20 protein-coding genes are annotated in these 24,537 nt (G+C 49.1%); 8 read left to right on the top strand and 12 right to left on the bottom strand.

The window, feature by feature from the left end; genetic code table 11:
* Positions 1–57: 57 nt before the first annotated feature.
* Positions 58–3,771 (top strand): ATP-dependent RNA helicase HrpA, encoded by a 3,714-nt coding sequence (gene hrpA, locus J1836_RS03625; RefSeq protein ID WP_242632716.1) that lies wholly within the window; start codon positions 58–60, stop codon positions 3,769–3,771.
* Here the strand turns inward: hrpA and J1836_RS03630 are convergent.
* The 12 genes from J1836_RS03630 to J1836_RS03685 form a co-directional block, all read right to left on the bottom strand.
* Positions 3,761–5,929 (bottom strand): GumC family protein, encoded by a 2,169-nt coding sequence (locus J1836_RS03630; protein WP_207249730.1) that lies wholly within the window; start codon positions 5,927–5,929, stop codon positions 3,761–3,763. The genes hrpA and J1836_RS03630 overlap by 11 nt on opposite strands.
* A gap of 213 nt (positions 5,930–6,142) precedes the next feature.
* A complete protein-coding gene (locus J1836_RS03635) occupies positions 6,143–7,597 on the bottom strand; it encodes a mannose-1-phosphate guanylyltransferase/mannose-6-phosphate isomerase (protein WP_278189461.1) in 1,455 nt (484 codons plus the stop codon).
* Position 7,598: 1 nt separating this feature from the next.
* Positions 7,599–8,567: a GDP-L-fucose synthase gene (gene fcl / locus J1836_RS03640; protein WP_207249731.1), complete on the bottom strand. Its 969-nt coding sequence runs from the start codon at positions 8,565–8,567 to the stop codon at positions 7,599–7,601.
* Between the two features lie 5 nt (positions 8,568–8,572).
* A complete protein-coding gene (gene gmd / locus J1836_RS03645) occupies positions 8,573–9,721 on the bottom strand; it encodes a GDP-mannose 4,6-dehydratase (protein ID WP_207249732.1) in 1,149 nt (382 codons plus the stop codon).
* 13 nt (positions 9,722–9,734) lie between these two features.
* The gene (locus tag J1836_RS03650; protein ID WP_207249733.1) at positions 9,735–10,541 is read right to left on the bottom strand and encodes a glycosyltransferase family 2 protein; all 807 of its coding nucleotides are present in this window, start codon (positions 10,539–10,541) and stop codon (positions 9,735–9,737) included.
* Entirely contained in the window at positions 10,534–11,022 is a 489-nt protein-coding gene (pssE, locus tag J1836_RS03655) for a PssE/Cps14G family polysaccharide biosynthesis glycosyltransferase (protein WP_242632820.1), read from the bottom strand. The genes J1836_RS03650 and pssE overlap by 8 nt, the downstream gene beginning before the upstream one ends.
* Positions 10,997–11,485, bottom strand: a complete 489-nt coding sequence (gene pssD, locus J1836_RS03660) for a PssD/Cps14F family polysaccharide biosynthesis glycosyltransferase (protein WP_207249735.1) — start codon at positions 11,483–11,485, stop codon at positions 10,997–10,999. The genes pssE and pssD overlap by 26 nt, the downstream gene beginning before the upstream one ends.
* Positions 11,436–12,716, bottom strand: coding sequence for a hypothetical protein (locus tag J1836_RS03665; RefSeq protein WP_207249736.1), 1,281 nt, complete (start codon positions 12,714–12,716; stop codon positions 11,436–11,438). The genes pssD and J1836_RS03665 overlap by 50 nt, the downstream gene beginning before the upstream one ends.
* 11 nt (positions 12,717–12,727) lie before the next feature.
* Positions 12,728–13,879, bottom strand: coding sequence for a glycosyltransferase family 4 protein (locus J1836_RS03670; protein WP_207249737.1), 1,152 nt, complete (start codon positions 13,877–13,879; stop codon positions 12,728–12,730).
* A gap of 21 nt (positions 13,880–13,900) precedes the next feature.
* On the bottom strand, positions 13,901–15,352 hold the full coding sequence (locus J1836_RS03675) for an oligosaccharide flippase family protein (RefSeq protein ID WP_207249738.1): 1,452 nt from the start codon (positions 15,350–15,352) through the stop codon (positions 13,901–13,903).
* Between the two features lie 67 nt (positions 15,353–15,419).
* Positions 15,420–16,544, bottom strand: a complete 1,125-nt coding sequence (locus tag J1836_RS03680; protein ID WP_207249739.1) for a DegT/DnrJ/EryC1/StrS family aminotransferase — start codon at positions 16,542–16,544, stop codon at positions 15,420–15,422.
* A 31-nt stretch (positions 16,545–16,575) separates the two neighbouring features.
* Entirely contained in the window at positions 16,576–17,664 is a 1,089-nt protein-coding gene (locus J1836_RS03685; RefSeq protein ID WP_207249740.1) for a hypothetical protein, read from the bottom strand.
* A gap of 1,109 nt (positions 17,665–18,773) precedes the next feature.
* Between J1836_RS03685 and ruvB the strand changes: the two genes are divergently transcribed.
* From ruvB to pal, 7 genes are read left to right on the top strand one after another with little or no spacing between them, the layout of a single operon-like run.
* On the top strand, positions 18,774–19,838 hold the full coding sequence (ruvB, locus tag J1836_RS03690) for a Holliday junction branch migration DNA helicase RuvB (RefSeq protein WP_207249741.1): 1,065 nt from the start codon (positions 18,774–18,776) through the stop codon (positions 19,836–19,838).
* A complete protein-coding gene (ybgC, locus tag J1836_RS03695; protein ID WP_207249742.1) occupies positions 19,822–20,241 on the top strand; it encodes a tol-pal system-associated acyl-CoA thioesterase in 420 nt (139 codons plus the stop codon). The genes ruvB and ybgC overlap by 17 nt, the downstream gene beginning before the upstream one ends.
* Positions 20,238–20,924: a protein TolQ gene (gene tolQ, locus J1836_RS03700; protein ID WP_207249743.1), complete on the top strand. Its 687-nt coding sequence runs from the start codon at positions 20,238–20,240 to the stop codon at positions 20,922–20,924. The genes ybgC and tolQ overlap by 4 nt, the downstream gene beginning before the upstream one ends.
* Entirely contained in the window at positions 20,921–21,352 is a 432-nt protein-coding gene (gene tolR / locus J1836_RS03705) for a protein TolR (protein ID WP_207249744.1), read from the top strand. The genes tolQ and tolR overlap by 4 nt, the downstream gene beginning before the upstream one ends.
* A gap of 26 nt (positions 21,353–21,378) precedes the next feature.
* On the top strand, positions 21,379–22,674 hold the full coding sequence (tolA, locus tag J1836_RS03710) for a cell envelope integrity protein TolA (protein ID WP_207249745.1): 1,296 nt from the start codon (positions 21,379–21,381) through the stop codon (positions 22,672–22,674).
* 9 nt (positions 22,675–22,683) lie between these two features.
* Entirely contained in the window at positions 22,684–23,913 is a 1,230-nt protein-coding gene (tolB, locus tag J1836_RS03715) for a Tol-Pal system beta propeller repeat protein TolB (RefSeq protein WP_207249746.1), read from the top strand.
* A 20-nt stretch (positions 23,914–23,933) separates the two neighbouring features.
* Positions 23,934–24,536, top strand: a complete 603-nt coding sequence (pal, locus tag J1836_RS03720) for a peptidoglycan-associated lipoprotein Pal (protein WP_207249747.1) — start codon at positions 23,934–23,936, stop codon at positions 24,534–24,536.
* The last annotated feature ends 1 nt before the right edge of the window (position 24,537 follow it).

The raw sequence follows: 24,537 nt of genomic DNA on the forward strand, positions 1-24,537 counted from the left end.
CGGCGCGTTACAATGCCCGCCTTGCTTTAATGCTTAACGCTGGATTCCAACCTGACCGTGAGTACTCTCATCCAAAAACGCGCCCTGCGCCTACAAAATCTGCCCAAACCCGAATACCCAGAAGAACTGCCGGTCGCGGCTCGCCGTGCCGAAATCATCGAAGCCATTGCCGCCCATCAAGTCGTGATTATATGCGGCGAAACCGGCTCAGGCAAAACCACCCAGATCCCCAAAATGTGCTTGGAACTGGAACGCGGGGTAAACGGCTTCATCGGTCACACCCAACCACGGCGGATTGCGGCACGCAGCGTAGCAGCGCGGATTGCCGAAGAACTCAAGGTGCAACTGGGGCAGCAAGTCGGCTACAAAGTACGTTTCCACGACCGCTGTTCGCCCGACAGTTACGTAAAACTGATGACCGATGGCATTTTGCTCGCGGAAATTCAGCAAGACCGCTTCCTCAAGCAATACGACACCCTGATTATTGATGAGGCACACGAACGCAGCCTCAATATTGACTTCCTGCTCGGCTACCTCAAATGGCTGCTGCCAAAACGCCGTGATCTGAAAGTCATCATCACCTCTGCCACCATCGACCCCGAACGCTTTTCCCAGCATTTCGACAACGCCCCGATCATTAACGTGTCAGGGCGCACCTATCCAGTGGATATTCGCTACCGCCCGCTGATGGATGTGGATGCCGAGGAGGAATTCGAGCGCGACCAGACCCAAGCGATTTTAGAAGCTGTTGATGAATTAGGGCGCGAAGCCCCCGGCGATATTCTAATCTTCCTGCCCGGCGAACGTGAAATCCGTGAAACCGCCGAAGCCTTGCGCAAACATCACCCGCCCGCCACCGAAATTCTACCGCTGTACGCCCGCTTATCGAACGAAGAACAGCACCGTATTTTCGAGCCGCACGGTCGCCGCCGCATTGTGCTTTCCACCAACGTAGCGGAAACCTCCCTCACTGTCCCCGGCATTAAATACGTGGTGGATAGCGGTTACGCCCGCATCTCGCGCTATTCGTGGCGGGCAGGCGTGCAACGTTTGCCGATTGAAAAAGTCTCGCAAGCCTCCGCCAACCAACGTTCGGGGCGCTGCGGACGCGTCAGCAACGGCATCACCATTCGCCTCTACAGCGAAGACGATTACAACAAACGTCCCGTGTTTACCGAACCGGAAATTTTGCGCACCAACCTTGCCGCCGTCATCTTGCAACTGGCAACGATGTGGACGGCAGACGTGGAGCACTTCCCTTTCGTCGAGCCACCGGACACCCGCCTGATTCGCGACGGCTACAAACTGCTGTTTGAAATCGGTGCGGTAGATGCGGATTACAACGTCACCCCCAGCGGACACCAACTCGCCAAACTGCCGCTCGACCCGCGTTTCGGGCGCATGTTGCTCGCGGCACACGACAACGGTGCGTTACGCGAAGTGCTGATCATCGTCAGTGCTCTGACCTTGCAAGACCCGCGTGAACGCCCACTGGACAAACAACAAGCCTCCGACGAAAAACACGCGCGTTTCAAAGACGAACAATCCGATTTCCTCAGCTTCCTGAAGCTCTGGGACTATTTCCACGAGCAACGCAAACACCTCAGTCAGCGCAAATTCCGTGATCTATGCCAAAAAGAATTCCTCTCCTACATGCGCTTGCGCGAATGGCACGACATTCACACCCAACTGCATCAAATGGTGCTGGAAATGGGCGGTAAGGAAAATGATACGCCCGCCAGTTACGACGCGATTCATCTCAGCCTGCTAACCGGCTTGCTCGGCAATATCGGCATGAAAGACGAAGAGCGCGAATACATGGGTGCGGGTGGACGCAAATTTCACCTTTTTCCCGCATCCAGTCTACGCAAAAAGCCGCCGCAATGGGTCATGGCAGCCGAATTGGTGGAAACCTCGCGCCTGTTCGGGCGCACCCTTGCCAAAATTCAGCCAGAATGGGTGGAAAAACTCGCCGAACACCTGTTGCGCCACCATTACACCGAGCCGCATTGGGAACAAAAACAAGCACAAGTCGCCGCGTTTGAACGCACCTCGCTGTACGGCATTACCATCACGCCGCGCCGCAAAGTCAATTACGGGCGCATTGACCCTGTGTTGTGCCGTGAAATATTCATCCGCCACGCGCTAGTTTACGGCGAATACCGTACCCCTGCCCCGTTTTTCCAACACAATGCCGAGCTGATTGCGGACATTGAAATGTTGGAAGCCAAGGGTCGCCGCCGTGACATCCTCATCGACGAACACCGTTTGTATGCGTTTTATGACGAACGCATCCCCGCACAAGTCGTCAACGGACATTCCTTCGAGCGCTGGCGCAAAAAAGCCGAGCAAACGGACAGCCAGCTCCTCCACCTGAGCCGTGCTTACCTGATGGAGCGCGAAGCGGGGCATGAAAAAAGCGGGCAATTCCCCGACACCCTACATGTACAAGGCATGATTCTGCCGTTACGTTATCACTTTGATCCTAAAGCAGAAGATGATGGCGTCACCGTGCGCGTGCCACTACTGGGATTAAACCAATTGAACCCGATTCGCTTTGAATACTTAGTGCCGGGGATGTTGGAAGAAAAAATCACCGCGCTAATTCGTGCCTTGCCCAAACAAATCCGCAAACAGTTTGTACCAGCACCCGACTACGCCCGTGCCTGCATGGAAGCCATCCAACCCAGTGATACCCTGCCCCTGCAAACGGCGGTGGAAAAACAGTTATTACGCATGAGCGGTAGCCAAATTCAACCGGAAGTATGGGCAGAAGTGACGTTGGAAACACACCTGCAAATGCGCTTTGAAGTCGCCGACGAAGCAGGCAAAGTGATTCGCAGCGGACGTGATTTTGACACCTTGCGTGGTAAAGTTCGTCAGCAAACCCGCGCAGAACTTGCCAGCAAACCTGTGCAATCCATCGAACGGGTTGGCATTACAACATGGGATTTTGGCGACTTGCCGGAACTCTATTGGTTGGAAGCAGGCGGCACGAAATTGCGCACCTGGCCTGCCCTAGTCGATGCCACCAACAGCGTCACCATTCGTCTGTTTGATAATGAAGCCGATGCCAGCAACGCACATTGGCAAGGTGTATTGCGCCTGTTCTGGCTCACGCTACCCGCTGAAGTGAAAGATGTACCGAAATATGTGCCACAGATGCAGACTTTATGCCTGCACTACGCCGCCACCGGCAAATGCGACGAACTCAAAGAAAGTATTACTCGCTACGTGTTCCGGCAAGCATTTAAACATCACCTGACCATTCGCAAGCAAGACAGCTTCTCCCACGCACTAGGGGAATGCCGTTCACAGATTTTCCCGCAAACGCAAGAAACGGCACGACTGGTTGCACCGATACTCGCGCTCTACCACGAATTACGCAAGCAATTGAAAGGTAAAGTGCAACCCACTTGGTTGGAAGCCATGAATGACATCAGCGAACAACTGAACCATCTGGTGTACGTGGGTTTTTTGGACGCAGTATCCCACGAGGAGTTGCGGCACTTTCCGCGTTACCTCAAAGGCATTCAGAGACGTTTGCAAAAATTGGCGGAGAACCCGACCAAAGACAGAGCATTACGGGTGCAAGTACAACCGTATTGGGATCAGTGGAAAGCGGCTTCGGCTACGCTCAGTCACCGCAGCGAATACCGTTGGATGTTGGAAGAATTTCGGGTATCGCTGTTTGCGCAGGAGCTAGGCACCGCAAGGCCGGTATCGGCCAAGCGGTTAGAGGAATTGTGGAAGAAAGCACTTACTGAGTAGCCACCATCGCGGTCTGACCGCTACGTGGGTAGCGGTTCGGGTAGCCGTAGTACTTGTTAGACACTTCAGGCGATTTCATTTTAGTCAGCACCGCGCCAATGATATTGCACTGTGCTTGATTCAAACGACCGATAGCATCTTTCAAACCACGCTTACCGGTTTGACTGTAAGCACTCACGAACACAGTATTGCCAGTACGGTTGGAAATAATCAAGGCATCCGCCAAGCCCATGACTGGCGGACCGTCGATAATAATGTGGTCAAACATGCCTTCCACTTCGCTCAACAGGTCAGTAAAGCGGTCGCCTGCCAACAATTCTGTGGGGTTAGGCACAGCAGAACCCGCTGAAATAGCGGATAAGTTCTGCACAGTGGTTTCCTGAATCAGGTCAACCACTTGCTTCTCACCTAACAGAAAATCACTCACGCCAATACGGTTTTCCAGACCCAGCTTGTTATGGGCTTCAGGGTGGCGCATATCGCAATCAATCAGCAACACTTTTTTACCAGTGTAGGCAAACACCGTTGCCAAATTCACGGCAGTCGTGGTTTTACCTTCACTAGGAGCAGGGCTGGTGACATTCATAACCAACGCCAACCCTTGATGCGGCGGAGATTTCATCATCAGAATATTTTCACGCAAGGAACGAAAGGCTTCCAACATGAACGAACTACCCACCTGACCACGCAGTGCCAGCACGTTCTTATTATTGCGACCCGAAATATAAGGAATCACCCCTAACAAAGGGATAGAACCCAGCACACGACGCATGTCTTCCAGACTTCTCAGACGGTCATCCATGATTTCTGCCATGATCGCAGCTAACAGACCCAGCAACAAACCAATCGCCGTTCCCATCACCAAATTCAACGGAATATTGGGTGAATAGGGCTTAGATGGCACGCTAGCTTTATCCACAACGGCTACGTTGCTCGCACCACTGTCTTCAGCAAGGCGAACTTCACTTAAACGCGCCAACAAACCGTCATAAGTACGGCTATCAGCGGTGACTTTACGTTCTAAATTATTATACTCAACGGATTTATCGCGCTGTCCGATCAAACGACCTTCCTGCTTTTTAACCTCATTTTTCAACTCAGCTTCACGTTGCTTCGCCGCCTCAAACTCGGCCTGCAATTTGCCACGCGCCGTCGTATCAATACTGGAAGATTCTTTAGCGATTTCACTACGCAATTCGCTAATACGACCATCAAGTTGCTGCATTTCAGGGAAACCAGGTTTAAACAAACGTGATTTATCCCGATATTCTGCTTGCGCCCGCGCCAATTCTTCCTTCAATGCCTGAATTGCAGGATTTTCAAGAGTACGGTCAGCACCCGCCACATTTTTAGAGCGGTTAAATGCTGCTTCAGCGGCAATCCGCGCCCCCGTAGCCTCGGTTAGCGCTACGTTGAGTGAGTCCATCACACCAGAAGCAGATGAACGATCACCATCCAGCGTAATAATGCCTTGATCTTTCGCATATTTGACTAACGCGCTTTCAGATTTCTCAAGCTCACGTTTCGCTTCTCCCAGTTTCTTGGTTAGGGTTTCTTTCGCATGCGAAACGGCTTCATTACGTAAATCAAAACTCATCTGTTTATAATTATCAGCTAATTTATTAACCACATTGGCTGCTAATTCAGGATCTCCGTGATCAAAGCTGATTTTGAAAATTTGGGAATTTTCTACAGGGTAAATGGAAAGCAAACGTGTAAAGTTTTCCTCAACCACATGCGTTTTGTCATCCACTACGGCATCGCCTGTCAGGCTACGCTTCACCGATGCCAACCAATCATAGGCTTTGGTTTTGAGCGAATCTTGGCTCTCAAAGCGCGATTCAATACCTAATTCTTTAATGGTGAGATTGGTTAAACGCTCGCTACGTAATAATTCTGTCTGTGTCTGGTAAAAATCACGTTCGGTGACGGGAGCACGCGCCGCGCCCTCGCCTTCGCCAAAGTTCAGTGAAGGGCCTGCCTCAGGCGTTACTTGTAATGATGTCGTGGCACGATACACATTCGGCGTAGTCATGGTGATAAACATCGCCAGCAATAAAGTGGTTAGTGCGATACCCAGCACTAACCACTTGCGTTGCATGAGCCGACGCCACAATTCACCAAAGCCAAATTCTTCAACCTGTGCTTTCGGAGCCATGTCTTCTACAGGAATATACTCGATGACCTGCGCATTTCCCGCAGACCGTACCTCGAGGTTTTTCGACTGATTTGTATGATAATTTTCCATCACTGCTCCTTGAGCATTGCCACTATGGACAATATTTTTTCATTGACATAACGTTCTGAAATTCACCCAATAGTAGTACATTGTTCAATAAACAATGTACTTGAAAATAGCCCGAATATTCTACTAGGCTTCGTTGCGCCCATACTGATCTTCCAGACGAACGATGTCATCTTCCCCAAGATAACTGCCCGACTGTACTTCAACCAATTCGAGAGGCACTTTGCCCGGATTTGCCAAGCGGTGCACACTGCCCAGTGGAATATACGTTGATTGGTTTTCAGTCAGCAAAAAGGTTTTGTCATCACAGGTCACTTCAGCCGTGCCTTTCACCACAATCCAGTGTTCAGCGCGATGATGGTGTTTTTGCAGGGATAATTTCGCACCCGGCTTGACCGTAATACGCTTGACCTGAAAACGCTCACCCGCATCCACCGAGTCATAGCAACCCCACGGACGGTTTACCAAACGGTGAATAATAGCTTCGCTGCGCCCTTCCGCTTCCAGTGCTGTCACAATGCGCTTCACGTCTTGCGCTTTGCTTTTGTGAGCAACCAAGGTAGCATCTTTGGTTTCGATCACAATCAGGTCATCGACCCCCACCAGCGTCACCAAGCGGTCTTCGGTAAACACCAAATTATTGCTGGCATCATGCGTCATGACATTGCCGCGCAAGACGTTATTGGCGGCATCACGCTCGCTGACTTCCCACACAGCCGACCAAGCACCCACATCGTTCCAACCCGCATTGAGTGGCACAATCGCCGCATGGCGCGTGTGTTCCATTACCGCGTAGTCAATGGAATCGGACGGGCATTCTTTGAAAGTAGCCGCATCCAAGCGAATGAAATCCAAATCGTGTTGCGCTTGCTTGAACGTCTTTTTACAAGCTTCCAAAATCTCAGGCTTATACGTTTCCAGTTCGCGCAAAAAAGCGCTGGCTTTGAACATGAAAATGCCGGAATTCCACAAGTGTTTGCCACCGCACAGATACGCCGTCGCGGTTTCCAGATTGGGTTTTTCCGCAAACGCCGCTACTTGCCAAGCATTGGTAAAACCAGTGATGGCGCTACCCTGCTCGATATAACCGTAGCCGGTTTCGGGCGATATGGGAGTAATCCCAAACGTTACTAAAAAGCCGTCTTCTGCCAAGGCACTGGCTTGCTGAATGGCTTGCTGAAAGGCAGCAACATCGGGAATTACATGGTCAGCAGGCAATACCAACATCACCGGATCTGACCCATTTTTTTCCAGCAAAGACAAGGCAGCGACCGCAACCGCAGGTGCCGTATTACGCCCGACGGGTTCGAGCAAAATACCTTGATTGGCTTGACCGATTTCCTGTAACTGTTCTGCCACCATGAAACGGTGTTCTTCATTACACACAATAACAGCAGGTTGTTTATCAGCCAGCCCATCTAGACGTTCCAGCGTTGATTGAAACAACGTGCGATCTTCAGCAATCAACGGCAAAAATTGCTTGGGGCGCAGTTTGCGCGATACCGGCCACAAACGTGAACCAGAGCCACCGGAGAGGATTACGGGGGTGATTGGAGTCGCCATCTCTATACCTTCTTTCATTTTAGGATTGTCGGAAATCACGTTGGTGATCCACGAACCATGCATACGTTGATTTAAGCCCATCGGGTAAGGCGATTTGAGGTTGCCAGCCCAAACTTTTCAGGCGGGAAACATCCAGTAATTTGCGCGGTGTGCCATCCGGCTTACTCGCATCAAACACAATATTCCCTTGAAAACCGACCACTTCTGCCATGAGTTGCGCCAGTTGCGCAATGCTACAATCCACACCTGTACCAACGTTAATATGCGATTGGGTTTGTGGCACAAGTGCTTGATACTCCGCATCAGCCATTTCCATCACATGGATGGAAGCCGCTGCCATATCATCAACATGCAGAAACTCGCGCAGTGGTGTCCCCGAACCCCAGACCGTGACCTGCGGTTCTTGTGCCAACATCGCCTCATGGAAACGCCGCATCAGTGCGGGGATAACGTGGGAGTTTTCGGGGTGGAAATTATCGTTAAAGCCGTACAAATTGGTCGGCATGACACTGCGATATTGCGTACCGTACTGACGGTTATACGATTCACACAATTTGATACCAGCGATTTTGGCAATTGCATAAGGCTCGTTGGTAGCCTCTAACTCACCCTGCAACAATTCGGATTCAGACATCGGCTGCTTGGCAAACTTGGGGTAAATGCACGACGAACCGAGGAAAAGCAGGTGTTGAACACCTGCTTGCCACGCTGAATGAATGATATTGCTTTCAATCATCAGGTTTTCATAAATGAAATCCGCCGGATACGTGCTATTTGCATGAATCCCCCCGACTTTTGCCGCTGCCAGATAGACTTGATCAATGTTTTCCGTTTGGAAGAATTGCTCAACTTCCTGTTGACGGTTCAGGTTCAATTCCTGCCGGGAACGTAATACCAACTCCACCTCAGGGCGCTGTTGCAATTGACGAATCAAGGCAGAGCCAACCATTCCCTGATGGCCAGCGACATAAATACGGGTTTTTTTCATGCGGATTACTCGTGGTAAGACATAATGCGGTGGCCGTGGTCTTTCAGATGCTTTTCTTTCAGCATCAGCTTCAGGTCAGATTCCATCATGTCATTCACCAGTGAATTCAGGTCATGCTTAGGAACCCAGCCCAATTTTTCCTTGGCTTTCGTTGGGTCGCCAATCAGCAACTCGACTTCAGTTGGACGGAAATAACGTGGGTCAACTGATACCACTTCACGACCAACGGTTAAACCGTGTTGGTCAGGTGTTGCGCCCGTGACAGTTTCATACACAGCCAGATCAAAACCAGCAATCACGCCTTTTTCATCAACACCCTCACCGTGGAAGTCGATCTTGATACCTGCGCGGGCAAACGCCATGCGTACAAATTCACGTACTTCGGTGGTAACGCCAGTGGCAATCGCGAAGTCTTCTGGCTGGTCAGCTTGCAGAATCAACCACATCATTTCCACGTAGTCTTGTGCATGACCCCAGTCGCGCTTGGCGGACAGGTTGCCCAAGTGCAGGTCTTTCTGTAAACCCAATGCAATGCGGGAAGCCGCACGAGTAATTTTACGGGTAACAAACGTTTCACCACGCAATGGGGATTCGTGGTTGAACAAGATGCCGTTACACGCAAACATGCCGTAGGCTTCGCGGTAGTTAACCGTGATCCAGTACGCATACAACTTCGCCACCGCGTAAGGTGAACGCGGGTAGAATGGCGTGGTTTCTTTTTGCGGTACTTCTTGCACCAAACCGTACAACTCAGAGGTTGAGGCTTGATAAATACGGGTTTTCTTGGTCAAATTGAGGAAACGTACCGCCTCAAGGATACGCAATGTACCGATACCATCCGCATTGGCGGTGTATTCCGGCATATCAAACGAAACGTGAACGTGGCTCATTGCCGCGAGGTTGTAAATTTCATCCGGTTGCACCTGACCGATAATGCGAGTCAAGTTCATGCTGTCGGTCATGTCGCCGTAATGCAGCACAAATTTACCGTCAGAGGTATGTGGATCTTGGTACAGATGATCAATGCGGTCAGTATTCAGTGATGAAGAACGACGCTTGATGCCGTGTACGGTATAGCCCTTTTTCAACAAAAATTCAGCTAAGTAAGCACCGTCTTGACCAGTGATACCTGTAATTAAAGCCGTTTTGCTCATGATTATTCCTTATTTAGATAACTTGATTGTTAAGAGTGGTTTTGCTGCGCATCAACAAATATAAAGGGTAGGAAAATCGTTTCAAATTCATTAGACACACGGAACGTGCCGCATACAAAGCGGAGGATTGCGTGGAACATAATTCATTTTTCACTCGTAACCTGAAATCTTCCTTGATGCCGGACATGCGCCGACTATTGGAGACACCCGCCATATCAAAGCGCGAAATGACCATATCCAGTAGACGCAGATCAGCTGGTGTCTTTAGCATTTTCACTGCCCGAACGATATAGTCATAGTCTGCTGAGAGTTTGTACTCAAGATCATAACGCAACGACGCATAGCGATGATGAAAAAACATGGACTGGTGGTTACAGAACATGCCTTTTTCCAAGCTAATCGTGTTGTTTGCGGGTTTCACAACTTCGTTATCCGCAAACTCTTCACACGCATGACCGTAGACAATGGCAGGCTTGTCACCACCTAAGCCATTGATATTTGAGTCCAATTCTTGCAATGTTTCTGGTGAATACAAGGAATCCCCTGAGTTCAAGAAACAAAAATAGTCACATGAGGACATCCGTTCAAGCCCTTTATTCATAGCATCGTAGATACCACGATCAGGCTCAGACACTACCCGAATATTGCTCTGTTCATCCGCTAATTGTGTCAAATAAGCAGGCGTACCATCCTTAGATGCACCATCAATAATAACGCACTCCCAATCACAGTAAGATTGTTTCAAGAGCGATTCGACAGTACGCTGCAAACCCGCAAGGTTATTGTAACAAATAGTCACAAAGAAGAATTTATTACTCATAAATATATCTCAGCACTTCCTTGACTGCATTAAATTCCACTTTTTCATAAGGCTGTAAACCTTGTGTGCTTTGCTCAATCTTACTGATGGCGTGCGCAATCTCTTGAACATTCTGACAGACTGCACATAAATTCTGCGATTTCACGTACTGAGCCAGCTCAATCTGATGCTTGTCGGCGCGTTCAGTATTCGGCACAACCAAGACGCGCTTACGTTGTTCCAGCAACATGAAAATAGTGCCTGCCCCAGCATGAGTAATAAAAAAATCATACTCATGCAAACGATCTTTTAGCCCTTTGTCAAAATCAAAGGAAGGTTTATGCTTAGGCTGATAAGCACCTTCACCTGTTTGCAAGGTAATGTCATACCCTTTCTCTAATTCCCGACTCTCATCAATTTTGCGCACCAAAGAATCGAAACCGGTTGTTCCTGTAATCACCAGAACCCGGTTTTTCTTAGAGACGTCCTGCGAATTCAGCATCACGATACAACTCCTTCAATGATTCATTCTGCACAAAGAATTTGGTGCTGAATGGCGAACACGCTTTTCCTGAGAGACTTTTACTGGTGAAACGACACCAATCTTCAAAAAAGATGCGTTTTTTAACGTTAAGTACTTTGCAAACCATAAACACCGGAATACAAATACCAGGTCCAAAACCAATCACAGCGCGTGGCTTATGCTGCCGTACCAGCTTGACGGTTAATGCTACCGCTTTTAAGTAAGCATTCACAAAAGAGAGAGGATTGAAGGACTCATTTTTATGCCGAATGGGCGGCACAGTATAAATATTTCCAATACCATCACCTTTCATCGTTTCCGTATCGGTTACGTGAATGAATGCTAGATTCGGATCAAGCGACTGCATCTGTTTCATCAAACGCATCGCCTGATCATGATGCCCGCCCTCTCCATACACGAGCAATATACTTATGTTGTTCATGGTCTACTCCTTGCAACCTGACCAATACCATCAACAAGGCAAATTCTTCAGTGCCCCGCCCTAGAAAGTCTCCGAAGGGGGCTGTCATGAAATCTGTTAGCAACAATGCCACTAAAATAATTGAAAAATTATTTTTATACTTAGCGAATAATTGATAAACAATCATGACCATCAAAAACGCTAAAGGAAAGAATAAGATACCGTACTTAAACAGCAACCCCGTCACACCAATATCTGAAACATAAATATTAAGCCCATACACTGAGCGAAAACCTTCATTAAACTGGAGTGATAACGCACCGTGCGGCATCAAAAAGCCATTCAATGTTTCACGCAACATAATGACAAACTCACGATTACGGTGATAATCGTAAAAAGCCACCGACTCATTAAAAGTGTACACATACAGAAAATAAGTTAGATAACCTAAAATAGACACCACTGGAATTAACAGCAATGCGCTCACAGTAAAGTGATCAGCACGCTGGCGTAGAATCGTAATCCAAATAAAGGTTAAAACAATAGCCAAACCAAAACCACGGGTTTGGTTAATATACAGCATGTAAGCAGCCAACAGAATGATTGGCAATACAGCCTTCAAAAACTGCCCACGCGCCAACAAATAATACGGGTACAACGGCAGTAAAAACCCCGCCTCAAGGAAGCGTGTCGCAAAGCGATCATCTGTTGCAATAAAACCTTCCTCGAATTGCTCTGCATGTACGGAGAATGAGAAACCAGAATTGCGTGGAATTAACTCAAACGCATTCGCAACCGACCAGCCTAACGCCATATAAAACAAGTATTTCAGTATCGTTTCAAGATCAGCATCACCGTAACCTCTGCGCCCCCCCAATGTCACCATAATCAAGAAATACCACAAATACATCAAGGTACGGCGTTCTTCCAGAAAACCGTAATGTAACGGCTGCTGAAAATTCACATACGCAAAAATAGGAGGCATGATAAACAGCATTCCCACCATTGCCAAGAAATACCAATCAACTGTATCTAGCTGCTCTTTTTGAGCAATCAAAATATAAATAACTGCCACGAGTGACAGCGCAATGATGGCTTCACGCAGAAAAACAATGCCAAAACGATGGTCATCACTAAGAAAAAATAACCCAGAAACCAACGCAAGCGCCGCTATCATCAAGACCTTATCCCAAGTGGAAGCAACGATTCCCACTGCGGCTGGTACTTTCAACAATGTAGGTTTCAATGGCATAAGGGTTTCCGTTACTTCTCAAGAACACTAAGAATGTTGGTTGAATATCCCTTGTGGTCAAAACTGCTGACACGCTGCTGACCTCTGACGGCTAATTCTGCTGCCAACGCTTCATCGCGTAACAGTTGCAGCATTTTCTGTGACATATCAATAGGATCATTCGGATTGAAAATCAACGCCGCATCGCCGACCTGCTCTGGTAGCGCCACTACATTGGAACAGCACACTGGCACGCCTAACGCAAATGCTTCATAAATGGGGATACTCACGCTTTCAAACAGCGTTGGCATGACCAACATTCGCGCCATTTTGTAGAGGTAAGGAATATCCTCATAATCTATATAGCCCAAATGTTTGATGCGATATTCTAAACCTAGCTCTTGAATTTTCGCCATCAACTTAGGGTAATTATCCTGCTGAGACCCCGACAATATCAGGAAGACATCCTCATTGGTTTCTGTGACGATGCGATTGAACGCCTCAACCAACTGGATATGGTTCTTATGAAACCAGCACTGTGCAGGATAAAAAATATAGCGTTCTGGCAAACCATACTTTTGGCGAACTGCCGCAAAATTATCGGGTTTCGCCTCATAACGGAGCAGAAAATCCGGTGGTGGCGACTGAATTACCGCAATTTTATCGCTATTCGCACCCAAGAAATTCATGATGTCATTTCTGACATAGTTGGACTCACAAATGACTGCTTTGGCGGATTTAGTCAAGGCGCGATTACGTAACTCACGCTTAAATCGCTCTGTCCACGTAAACGCATGAGGATAGTACTTCTCCTGCATATCATGTAACGTGAACACAAACGGCTTTTTAAGAAATAAATGCGGATACACTGACGTAGCCGGGGATATAAATAAATCAATATCCGCGTAAGCCTGCTTTTCGTCGTCTCTGAGGAAAAAGGACTCGCGCATCCCTAACAATAGCTGAGAAAAAATAAGCGTCTGATTGAGCGTCGAGCGATTAGAAGGCGTTAGCTTTCTAACCTCCAAGCCATAACCATCAAAGCGGTCGTCATTGATGTCAGCAAAAATGATATACGTATTGGTTTTATCGACCGACAAGGCATCGACCATCGACTGGATGTATTGAAAAATACCCCCGCCGTGCATGGGATAAAATGTCAGGATACCGATTTTCTTATGCATACTCATTAACTCAGCTCTTCGTTATTTTTTCTTGAAAAAATAGATTAGTGCGGCAGCAACCAATCCCGCCAAGATGAAACCATCCGCCAAAATCATCCATAAAGGCGAAGGCAAATACCCGTGTAACAGTGCTAACAACCCAACAAGAAGCCCGCCGATGACCAAGAATATACCTGTTAACCACAAGTACTCACTAAACTTATGCCCAACATTGCGTTGCACCCACCCGTAGAAATACGGCATAGGCAACAGCAACAAAAACAGTGACATGGCAGCACCATTGTAACCGTAGGCTTGGGTCAACACGTAAATGCCCACCATGTAAGCCACTGTTCCGAGGAAGGAACTAATTGCCGTCACCTTCGCATTGCCCGACCCTTGCAGTGCCCAATACGCCACCACCGTATTGGATTGGAAGAAGAAGTACAGCGCGATAATCTGTAAGGTCAGCGTACTTTTCGCCGCAAATTCCGCCGAGATCCACAGCTCCAAAAACGCACCGCCCGCCGAAATCAACCCAACACTCAATGCCATGCTCACCACAAACACCAGCAACATGGAACGCTTGTACAATGCCAAACGCCCAACCGCATCATTCAGGCTGGATAGCTCACTGAAACGCGGGAAAGTGATCTGACTCAGCACCTGAATAATCCCGTTCGCCATCTGCGCAATCGTATGGGGTATCTGGTAATACGTCACCGCTTCTGTCCCTAGGATAGCGCCAATAATAAACTTATCCAGTCGTGAAACGACACCGCCTAAGAAATTGCTGACAAACGTATACACACTAAAACCGAGCATTTCGGCAAAAATATGCCTATCAAACGACAGCCCTAGCACCACCCCTTGCGGCAACACTTTTTTTACAAACGTGTAACCTGTCGTCAATGCCACGACTTGAATAGCAACATAGCCCCATAGAATGACCAGCAAATCATAATCCAACAGCAACAATACCGTGGCAGAAACGACGCCCGCAATGTTAGCCACATTCTGAATAACAGCTGGAATATCAAAGCGATGGTAGGCTTTGAAGACATTCAGGAAAAACTGATTGATATAACTCAACAAAAAAGCCAATGCCGTAATAGACAGTGCCTTAGAAGCCATTAACGCCTTGACAGCATCATCGTTATAGATCAACCGCCCCAACGGCAAGGAGAAAAGTGCCACCAATCCCGCTATAGCAATGCCCAAAACAACATACATCATCAAGGCAATGTCTAAGATGGGCTTAACTTTCAGGTATTCGCCCGTTGCTTCATATTGGGAAACATACTTAACGATCGCCTGACCCACGCCGAGGTCAACGAATGTCATAAAACCGATGAGTGAAATACAAATGATATACAAGCCGTAGACATCATCACCCATATATTTGATCATTAGCGGAATAGTCGCTAATGACGCAATCAGTGGCAAAATATAGCCCAAGCCGCTGAACGCAATGTTCCTATGTATGTTTTTCATTATTGGATAACTCTGGGGTTTGGCAAATCAGGTTCGTTTCCAAACCTGATACCAGCATTCTAACGGCTTATTGGAACATTTCCATACATTTTCTGACAGCCGCGCATACACGCTCGACGTCGCGCTTCTCCATATCAAAATACGATGGCAAGTTAATACCTGTCTGATAAACCGCGTAAGTCACCGGCGTGTGCGTACCAGGGTACTCCGCCATTTCAGATAAAGGGTAGAAATACGGGCGGCTATCCACATCAAATTCACGCAGTTTCTTCATGAAAATATCACGTTGTGCTTCATCAATACCTGCAATTTCCAATGTCACCATCCAGTAAACATTCTTTGCCCACGGCGCGGTGCGATTCAGCGAAATGCCATCGATACCTGCCAAACCTGCTTCATACCACTCAAAGGCTTCCTGCTTCTTAGCCAAAATCTCGTCGATACGCTCAAGTTGCGCCAAACCGAGTGCCGCTTGTAAATTCGTCATGCGGTAGTTAAAACCGACTTCCGTATGCCAGTAGCGCTTCGTCGGACTCATGGCATGGTCACGCAAATATTTAGCTCGGGTATACAGCGCCTCATCATCGGTGGTGATCATACCACCCTCACCGGACGTGATAACTTTGTTACCATAAAAACTGAAAGAGCCGCAGTGCCCCCAAGAGCCTACACGCTTACCATTGACTTCCGCACCGTGTGCTTCGGCAGCATCTTCGATAACCAATAAGTTGTATTTTTCGGCAATCGCCATGATGGCAGGCATATTAGCGGGGTGTCCATACAGGTGTACCGGCATAATCGCTTTGGTTTTTTCAGTAATCGCAGCCTCGATAGCTGCCGGATCAATACACAGCGTGTCACGTTCAATATCGACCAATACCGGCACAGCACCCACGTATTTGGCGGCATTGGCTGTCGCAATAAAGGTCAAATCGGGCATGATGATTTCATCGCCCACGCTAATACCCATTGTGACCAGTGCCAAATGCAAGGAGGTTGTCCCATTGCTACAGGTCAGTGCGTATTTTGTGCCACAAAACTCAGCAAACTTTTCTTCAAATGCCGTAATGTATTCTCCTAGAGAAGAAACCCACCCTGATGCGATAGCCGCTGTTACATACTCGATTTCTTTTTTAGTAATGGTCGGCCTAGAAACAGGCAGGAAACCATTGTTCTGTTGTAATTGAGTCATTTGTCTTATGTTCCTATTGCTAAATACTATTTTACTTTGCGTTTTTTTTAACCATTCGACCCACTAAGTGAGCGTATAAAGCAAATCCCACTACGAAGGTCAACATGATGATACCTTGATTCAGATTCCTAACATGCATTGCAATGCCCACAGTCGCAAAAAATGCCGACAAAGTGCAAATTTTCAGAAGCGCGATGCGCTTACTGTCGCCACTGGAATCTTGCAAAATATGATGAAGATGTGAGCGATCTGCCTCTAAAGGAGATTTCTTGCGCAACATACGTCCACCAATCACCCGTACCATATCCATCAACGGAAAGGCAATTAGCCATAAAGCCGTCGCTGCGGAAAAGGCAAACCCTTGTTTGGTATTGGCATCAAAGGCAACACCAGAACTCTGAGGAATTGCCGCGTGCGTACCTTGAATCAACAGCCATACGACGGTGAAACCAATCAACATTGAGCCAGTATCACCCATGAAGATTTTCTGGAACAATGATTGCGAAAGCCCTAGATTAGCCACCAAATAAGGAATCAGCGCTGCCGAGACAATTAAGGCTAAATTCATGTTGATGCTGTCATTATTGATGGAGAATAGGATCGCCATGCCCAAAAAGGTAATAAGCGAACAAATACCCAGCAAACCGTCAACACCATCTATCATATTGAAGGCGTTGATCGCCCCGATGACTGCCACTACCGTCAGTGCATAACCGAACATCCCTATATCAATCGTATTCCCCATACCGAAAAGATCACCGAGATTATGGATGTACAAACCCGTGCCACTACACATCAGCACAGCAACGACAGTCTGAACCAACAAACGTAATTTAGGTGACAGATCCTTAAGGTCATCAGCAACCCCTAATGCAACAATAATACTGCTACATAATAGGTAGGTTAATGAACTCATATCGGGTCTGATCGCTACCGCCAGCCCTATCACCAAACCCGCATAGATTGAGACGCCACCAATCAATGGAATATGCCCATCATGGAACTTACGCTGACTATTAGGCACATCCACCAAACCAAACCTTGACGCAAACGGCGTCAAGAGAAAGATGGATAACGCCGATATAAAAGAAACTAATAAAGCTATGCCCGCAAAACTCACTGGAACCTCCTGTTCACAAAAGCGCTTACTTTATCTCTCAATGACACATTAAAAACACTATCGCCCACACGCTACCGCCATGCAGAAACACATCCCCGCGTAGCAATATTAGGCGAAAAATCTTTTCCAAACACTGACATATCAATGTACTCAGATACATTGGCTTGGCGAGGAATTGAGAAAGCCTAGAACAGAAACCACTTGTCATGCACAGATGTTCCCGTTAAGCCCCTACAATTACCATAAGAGAAATCAATAGCATGAGCATAAAACAATCACTAGACCGTTACAGTTTGCTACTCATCACTAAGCATTTTACTTGCGCCAAGGATCAATCGCTGCCATATAGAAATAATTTATGACGCTTCTGCTCTTTCATAAAATACATCATTTAATTGATGTATAAACATAGTATAGTGTTTTATAGAAATATAGCAACGCTACCTATCACTGAAAGAGCACTTTTCATCAAAAAATCGTATTAAGATTTACTTATTAAAGCAACCATTTGTTAATCATTGTCAATTTTATTGATTAAAAATAAACATAAATCAATAAGAAAAACATATAAATATAAATAACCTTAATGCCTCAGGGTCAAACTATAGTTCGTTTTCTAGCAATTTCTGCTGATTTTCAGGGTTTTTGATATTTTTTTTTGATCGTAAATAAAAGAATGATCTCTTTATCAATCTTATGCTTATTTTTTGATCACAAATCAGCTACATGGCACAGAACGAGGGGATTTTCACGGCAACATACCTATTCTCATCCCTCCCCACTGCTACCTGTTTAAGCAGAAAATCACGGATGCAAACGGCAAAAATCGCACTGTTTTGGCGTGTTACCCAGAAATTGAATCCCTTTATTGGTGCCCCCCTCAATCTCATTCACTTTAGTATTCCAGAAAGTCCTACTCGACTCATCAGCTATTGCCTAAACTTATTGCTGAAGACTAATGTGGGCATTAGCAGATAAAGCTGACCAATGAATGAGGCCCCCCCCCTGACAAAGTAGAACCCACAGAAAATCCCACGCTGACGCTAGCATGGTCTGACTTAAAGCCGTTAAAATGCACGTACTGAATAGACACATAAAATACTGATCTCATGGAAAAACAAACTTCCCACCTCCTTTCCCCTCATATTCGGCGCGAAGAAGCCTACGCGGATGAACACATTCGCCCCCGCCGCCTACAAGACTACATAGGGCAACCCGTAGTGCGGGAACAGATGGAAATTTTCATCCACGCTGCTCGCCACCGAGGCGATGCACTGGATCATGTCCTGATCTTTGGTCCCCCCGGTCTAGGCAAAACCACCCTTTCCCACATTATCGCGCATGAAATGGGCGCAAACTTGCGCCAGACTTCGGGGCCGGTACTCGAAAAAGCGGGTGATTTAGCCGCCTTACTCACCAATCTCGAACCGCATGACGTGCTGTTTATTGACGAAATCCACCGCCTCAGCCCAATGGTAGAAGAAATTCTCTACCCCGCGATGGAAGATTTTCAGCTAGACATTATGATTGGCGATGGCCCCGCCGCACGCTCCATCAAGCTTGACCTGCCACCGTTCACACTGGTCGGTGCAACCACGCGAGCGGGCTTGCTCACCTCGCCGTTACGTGACCGTTTCGGCATTGTGCAACGCCTAGAGTTTTACAACGTCGCCGACCTTGCCTACATCGTGCAACGCGCCTCCACCATTATCGGTGCGACCATTGACGAAGGCGGTGCACACGAAATTGCCAAACGGTCACGCGGCACACCGCGTATTGCCAACCGCCTATTACGGCGCGTGCGTGATTACGCACAAGTCAAAGGCAATGGCTTGATTGATGCCGACATCGCCGACAAAGCCCTCAATATGCTCAATGTCGATCACCAAGGCTTCGATCACATGGACAGGCGCTTGCTACTTGCCATTATGGAAAAATTCGACGGCGGCCCCGTCGGGGTCGACAGCCTTGCCGCAGCCATCGGTGAAGAACGCGGCACGATTGAAGATGTCCTCGAACCCTTCCTGATCCAGCAAGGCTTTTTAATGCGTACCCCACGCGGGCGCGTGGCTACACGCCATGCGTGGCAACACTTCGGGCTAAACATTCCTGCCCGCCTCAACCTATCCGGTGACATCCCAATCGAGGGCAGTAGCGGTGACTTATTTGAATGAATTTACTTTCCCCGTGCGTGTGTATTACGAAGACACCGATGCAGGCGGCGTGGTGTATCACGCCAATTACCTCTGTTTCATGGAACGCGCCCGCACCGAATGGTTACGTGCCTTAGGGTTTGAACACGACACCCTAGCAACGACACTAAATATCTTGTTTGTCGTGGGTAGCATTGACATTCAATACCGCAAACCGGCACGCCTCAATGACGCCCTGAGCGTTAAAACCCGCATCGAGACACTTGGTCGGGCTAGCCTTGCTTTCAAACAAGAAATCTGGCGCGAAACCACAAATAATTCGCATGAACTCTTGACAACTGCCAGCGTCAAAGTAGTCTGCGTTGCCGTGGGCACATTTCGGGCAACAACTATTCCAACACAGATAAGGGAACTCCTTCAGTGACAACAGATCTCTCCATCCTCAAGCTGATCATGGATGCCAGCGTGGTCGTGAAAATCGTCATGACTTTACTGCTACTGGCTTCATTACTCTCTTGGACACTGATCATGGTTAAATCCGGCACGATCAGCAGCACCCAAAGCAGCGTCACCAAATTTGAAGAACGTTTCTGGAGCGGCGTGTCATTGAACTCCTTATACGAAGAGTTGTCTCAGAAAACGAATCGGTACGGCTTAGAGCGCATTTTTTACGACGGCTTCCACGAATACAAACGCGCCCTGAATACAGACCCCACCTCGCGCCTCTCCGTCACTGATTCTGTGCAACGCTCGATGCGGGTTGCCGCCTCCAAAGAGGTGGATGATCTGGAAAGAAATCTAGCGTTTTTAGCCACTGTCGGCTCTACCAGTCCTTATGTAGGTCTGTTTGGAACGGTCTGGGGGATCATGAACTCCTTTATTTCACTGGGACAAATGCAGCAAGCCACCCTCGGCGTGGTCGCCCCCGGCATTGCCGAAGCCCTAATTGCCACGGCAATCGGCTTGTTTGCGGCCATTCCCGCCGTAATTGCCTACAACCGTTTCAGTGACAAAATTGACCGTTTGGTGGTGAGCTATGACAACTTCCGCGAAGAATTCACTGCGCTGCTAGAACGCCATGCCAGTACGCAAAGGAAACCCGTATGAGCGCTCCCGCCCCACGCCGCCGCCGCAAAATCATGGCTGAAATGAACGTCGTGCCCTACATCGACGTTATGCTGGTACTGCTAGTCATCTTCATGGTCACAGCCCCCATTATGCAAACCGGCGTCAAAGTAGACGCACCCGATGCCCAAGCCGACCCCTTGGATGCCAATAACCAGCAAGCGCCACTCACCCTCTCCGTGGATGCCTCTGGCAAACTGTTTTTAGAAGATGGCGCAGAAATACCCGCTGCCGATGTTACCGCTTACGTGACCAGCCAACTCGATGCCAAAGCCGAGCGCCCCGTCTACGTCAAAGCAGACAGCACGGTAGAATACCGCCACCTCATGAACGCGATGGTTGCCGTACAAAAGGCAGGTGCAAAAAAGATCGGTTTAATGGCTGACCCCGCACCGCCCAACCAACCCTAATGATCTAAACAAGGGCTAACAAGATCATGTTTAAAGAAATACTCAATAGACCAAAAGCATTGTTCTGGGCAATCTTACTGCACATTCTCATCGTGTTCGTGCTCCTACTCAGTTTCAAATGGACAGATCGCCCCGAAGTCGCCGAAAACAAAGCGATTGAAGTCGTCGTCCCCGAAGAAACCATACCCAGCGAAAAGCCCACGGATAAAGCACCCGCCCGCAGTGCCTTAACAGCAACCGAAGACACATCGCCGGACGTTCCCGAAAAAGCGACCGAAACCGCCAAAGAAGCTGAGCAAAAAGCCGAAACCGAAGCCAAAGCCAAAGCTGCTGCCGCAAAAGCAGCCGCCACTCTTGCCAAACAACAAGCCGAAGCCCAACGCAAAACACTCACTGAAATCCAAGAAACAGCTCAACAAAAAGCCGCCGCCGAAAAAGCCAAAGCGGACGCCCGTGCCAAAGCCGCCACCGAAAAAGCAGCCGCACAACAAGAAAGTGCCGCCGAAGCCCGTGCCAAAGCGGAAGCCCGCCGTCGCGCCGAAGCCCGTGCCGATGCCAGAGAAGCCGAACAACGCAAAATCGAATCTGCGCAAAAAGAAACCGAACGCAAAGAAAGCCTTGCTGCCAACCGCGCCCGCGCCGAAGCAGAAGCCAAAGCCTTAGCTGCCGAAAAAGCCCGCGAAAAAGCCAAAGCGGACGCACGCGCTGAAGCGAAAGCAGAAGCCAAAGAAGCCGCTAACGCCCGTGCTGACGCAGAAGCCAAGGCAAAATCCGAGGCGAAAGCCAAAGAAGCTGCCAATGCTCGCGCTGACGCAGAAGCCAAGGCAAAATCCGAAGCGAAAGCCAAAGAAGCCGCTGATGCGCGTGCTGAAGCAGAAGCCAAAGCAAAATCCGAAGCCCTTGCTCGCAAAAAAGCCGACGCAGAAGAAGCCAAACTCGCCGCCGAACGCGAAGCTTGGAAAGCATCCGAAGCCAGACGCAAAGCGGCTGAAGACGATGCCCGTCGCGATGCCAATGCCGCAGCCGCTGCTGCCGCCGCAGGCCCTAGCAGCCGTGATTTAAGCAACGCACGCGCCGCGTGGACGAGTGCGATCAAACGCAAAGTCAAAGGCAACTGGAACAAACCGTCTGAAAGTTTCAGCATGTCCGCCACAGCGCGAGTCAGCGTGCGTAACGGTGGTGGCATTGGGCGCTTCTCACTGAATTGCGACGGTAGCCCAGCCTTTTGCGAATCCCTAAAATCCGCCATTCACAGTTCTGACCCATTCCCCAAGCCGGAATACGACGAATTGTACGGTGATACCCTTGTCATTACGTTTTGAGTAACAGTTATGAAAACAACACTACTAACCTCCCTCCTGTTATCCGCCAGCGTGTTATTCCCAGTCATGACACAGGCAGAAGAATTGCACATTCACATCGACAGTGACGCGTCCACCGACGGGACGCGCCTGCTGGTTGCGCCGTTCGGCCCTTTAGCTAAAGTGATTGAAGCCGACTTGCAACGCAGCGGACGCTTTGCGCTGATCGACCCTGCGCGGGCGGGCGGTGGCGTTACGCCGGATGCGCTACGTGCGGCAGGTGCAGAATACGCCGTGGTGGGCAGCCAAGCCGGTGGGCTGGATTTCCAGCTCATTAACGTCAATAGCGGGCAAGTGGTTGGCTCATTCCGCATTCCGGCGCACCCGAATGAACGCCGCATGGCACACAAAGCCGCTGACTTGGTGTTTGAAAAACTTACCGGCGTGAAAGGTGCATTCGATACACGCATTGCCTACGTATCGGCGAATGGCCCGGCAACCAAACAAACCTTCCAACTGATCGTGTCGGATGCAGATGGCTATAACCCGCGAACCATCGTGTCGTCCCAAAAACCGGTGATGTCGCCGAGTTGGTCGCCCGATGGCAAGCAAGTCGCCTACGTATCGTATGAAAACGGACGCCCCGTGGTTTACGCTCAAGATCTCGCGTCGGGTGGCAAACGCACCATTTCCGACCCAACCCGTTCCAGCACTTCGCCATCTTGGTCGCCAGATGGACGCTCCATTGCTTATAGCGTGGCGGAACGCGGTAATTACAATATTGTGGTGGCGGGTGCAAGCGGTGGCGGCGCACGTCAAATCACCAATACACGCGGCATCAATACTGAACCACAATGGGCGGACAGTGGCACGATCGTGTTTACCTCCGACCGCAGCGGGCAGCCGCAATTGTATAAAACCTCTGCCAGTGGCGGTGGCGAAAGCCGCATGTCATTCAGCGGTGGGTATAACGCTGGCGCAAGCATTGCAGGCAATGCCGTGGCAATGGTGCGCCAAAGCGGCAGCAGCTCCAGCATTACCATTATGGATGCCGCAACGAAACAGGAACGCACCATTTCACGCGGGACTCAGGATGATTCACCCGCCATTTCCCCGAATGGCATGATGGTGCTCTACGCCACCGACGCAGGTGGGCGCAATTCCTTGGCGGTGGCAAGCGACAACGGCAAAGCCCACCAAAGCCTGTATTCTCAGGCGGGTGATGTACGCGACCCCGCGTGGTCCCCCTATCTTGATTAATGAATAGCGAGATGAGTGTTATGAAACTGAAAGTATTAGCCTTTTCTGTATTGGTAGCCGCACTGAGTGTGACGGGTTGCCAACAAGTTCCCACCGCTGGTGCAGGTGGCACGGGCGGTGTTGGTGGTGCAGGCGGTAACGGCTATGGCACAGGTGGCGGCAACGGCGCAGGCGGCACGGGTGGTACAGGCGGCGCGTATGGCAATGGCTATGGGAACGGCGGCTACGGCAATGGCACAGGCAGCGGGCAATACACTCCCGCCGATTTGCGCAACCCTGGCAGCATTCTGGCGCAACGCGTCATTTACTTTGACCTTGACCGTTCTGAGATCAAACCGGAATACATGAGCGTGTTGAATGCCCATGCTGCCTTGCTGAGTGCTTACCCTAACCTACGTGTGCGGCTGGAAGGTCATGCGGATGAACGCGGTTCACGCGAATACAACGTCGCCCTCTCCGAACGCCGTGGCTACTCCGTGTTAGATTACATGCAGGTCAAAGGCACGAGCAGTAATCAGATGGAAGTCATCGGTTATGGGGAAGAAGTGCCAGCGATTTTCGGGCATAATGAAAGCGCGTGGGGCAAGAACCGCCGCGTCGAAATCAAATACGCCGGAGAATAAT

The sequence above is a fragment of the Thiothrix fructosivorans genome, assembly GCF_017349355.1.
Taxonomy (GTDB): domain Bacteria; phylum Pseudomonadota; class Gammaproteobacteria; order Thiotrichales; family Thiotrichaceae; genus Thiothrix; species Thiothrix fructosivorans.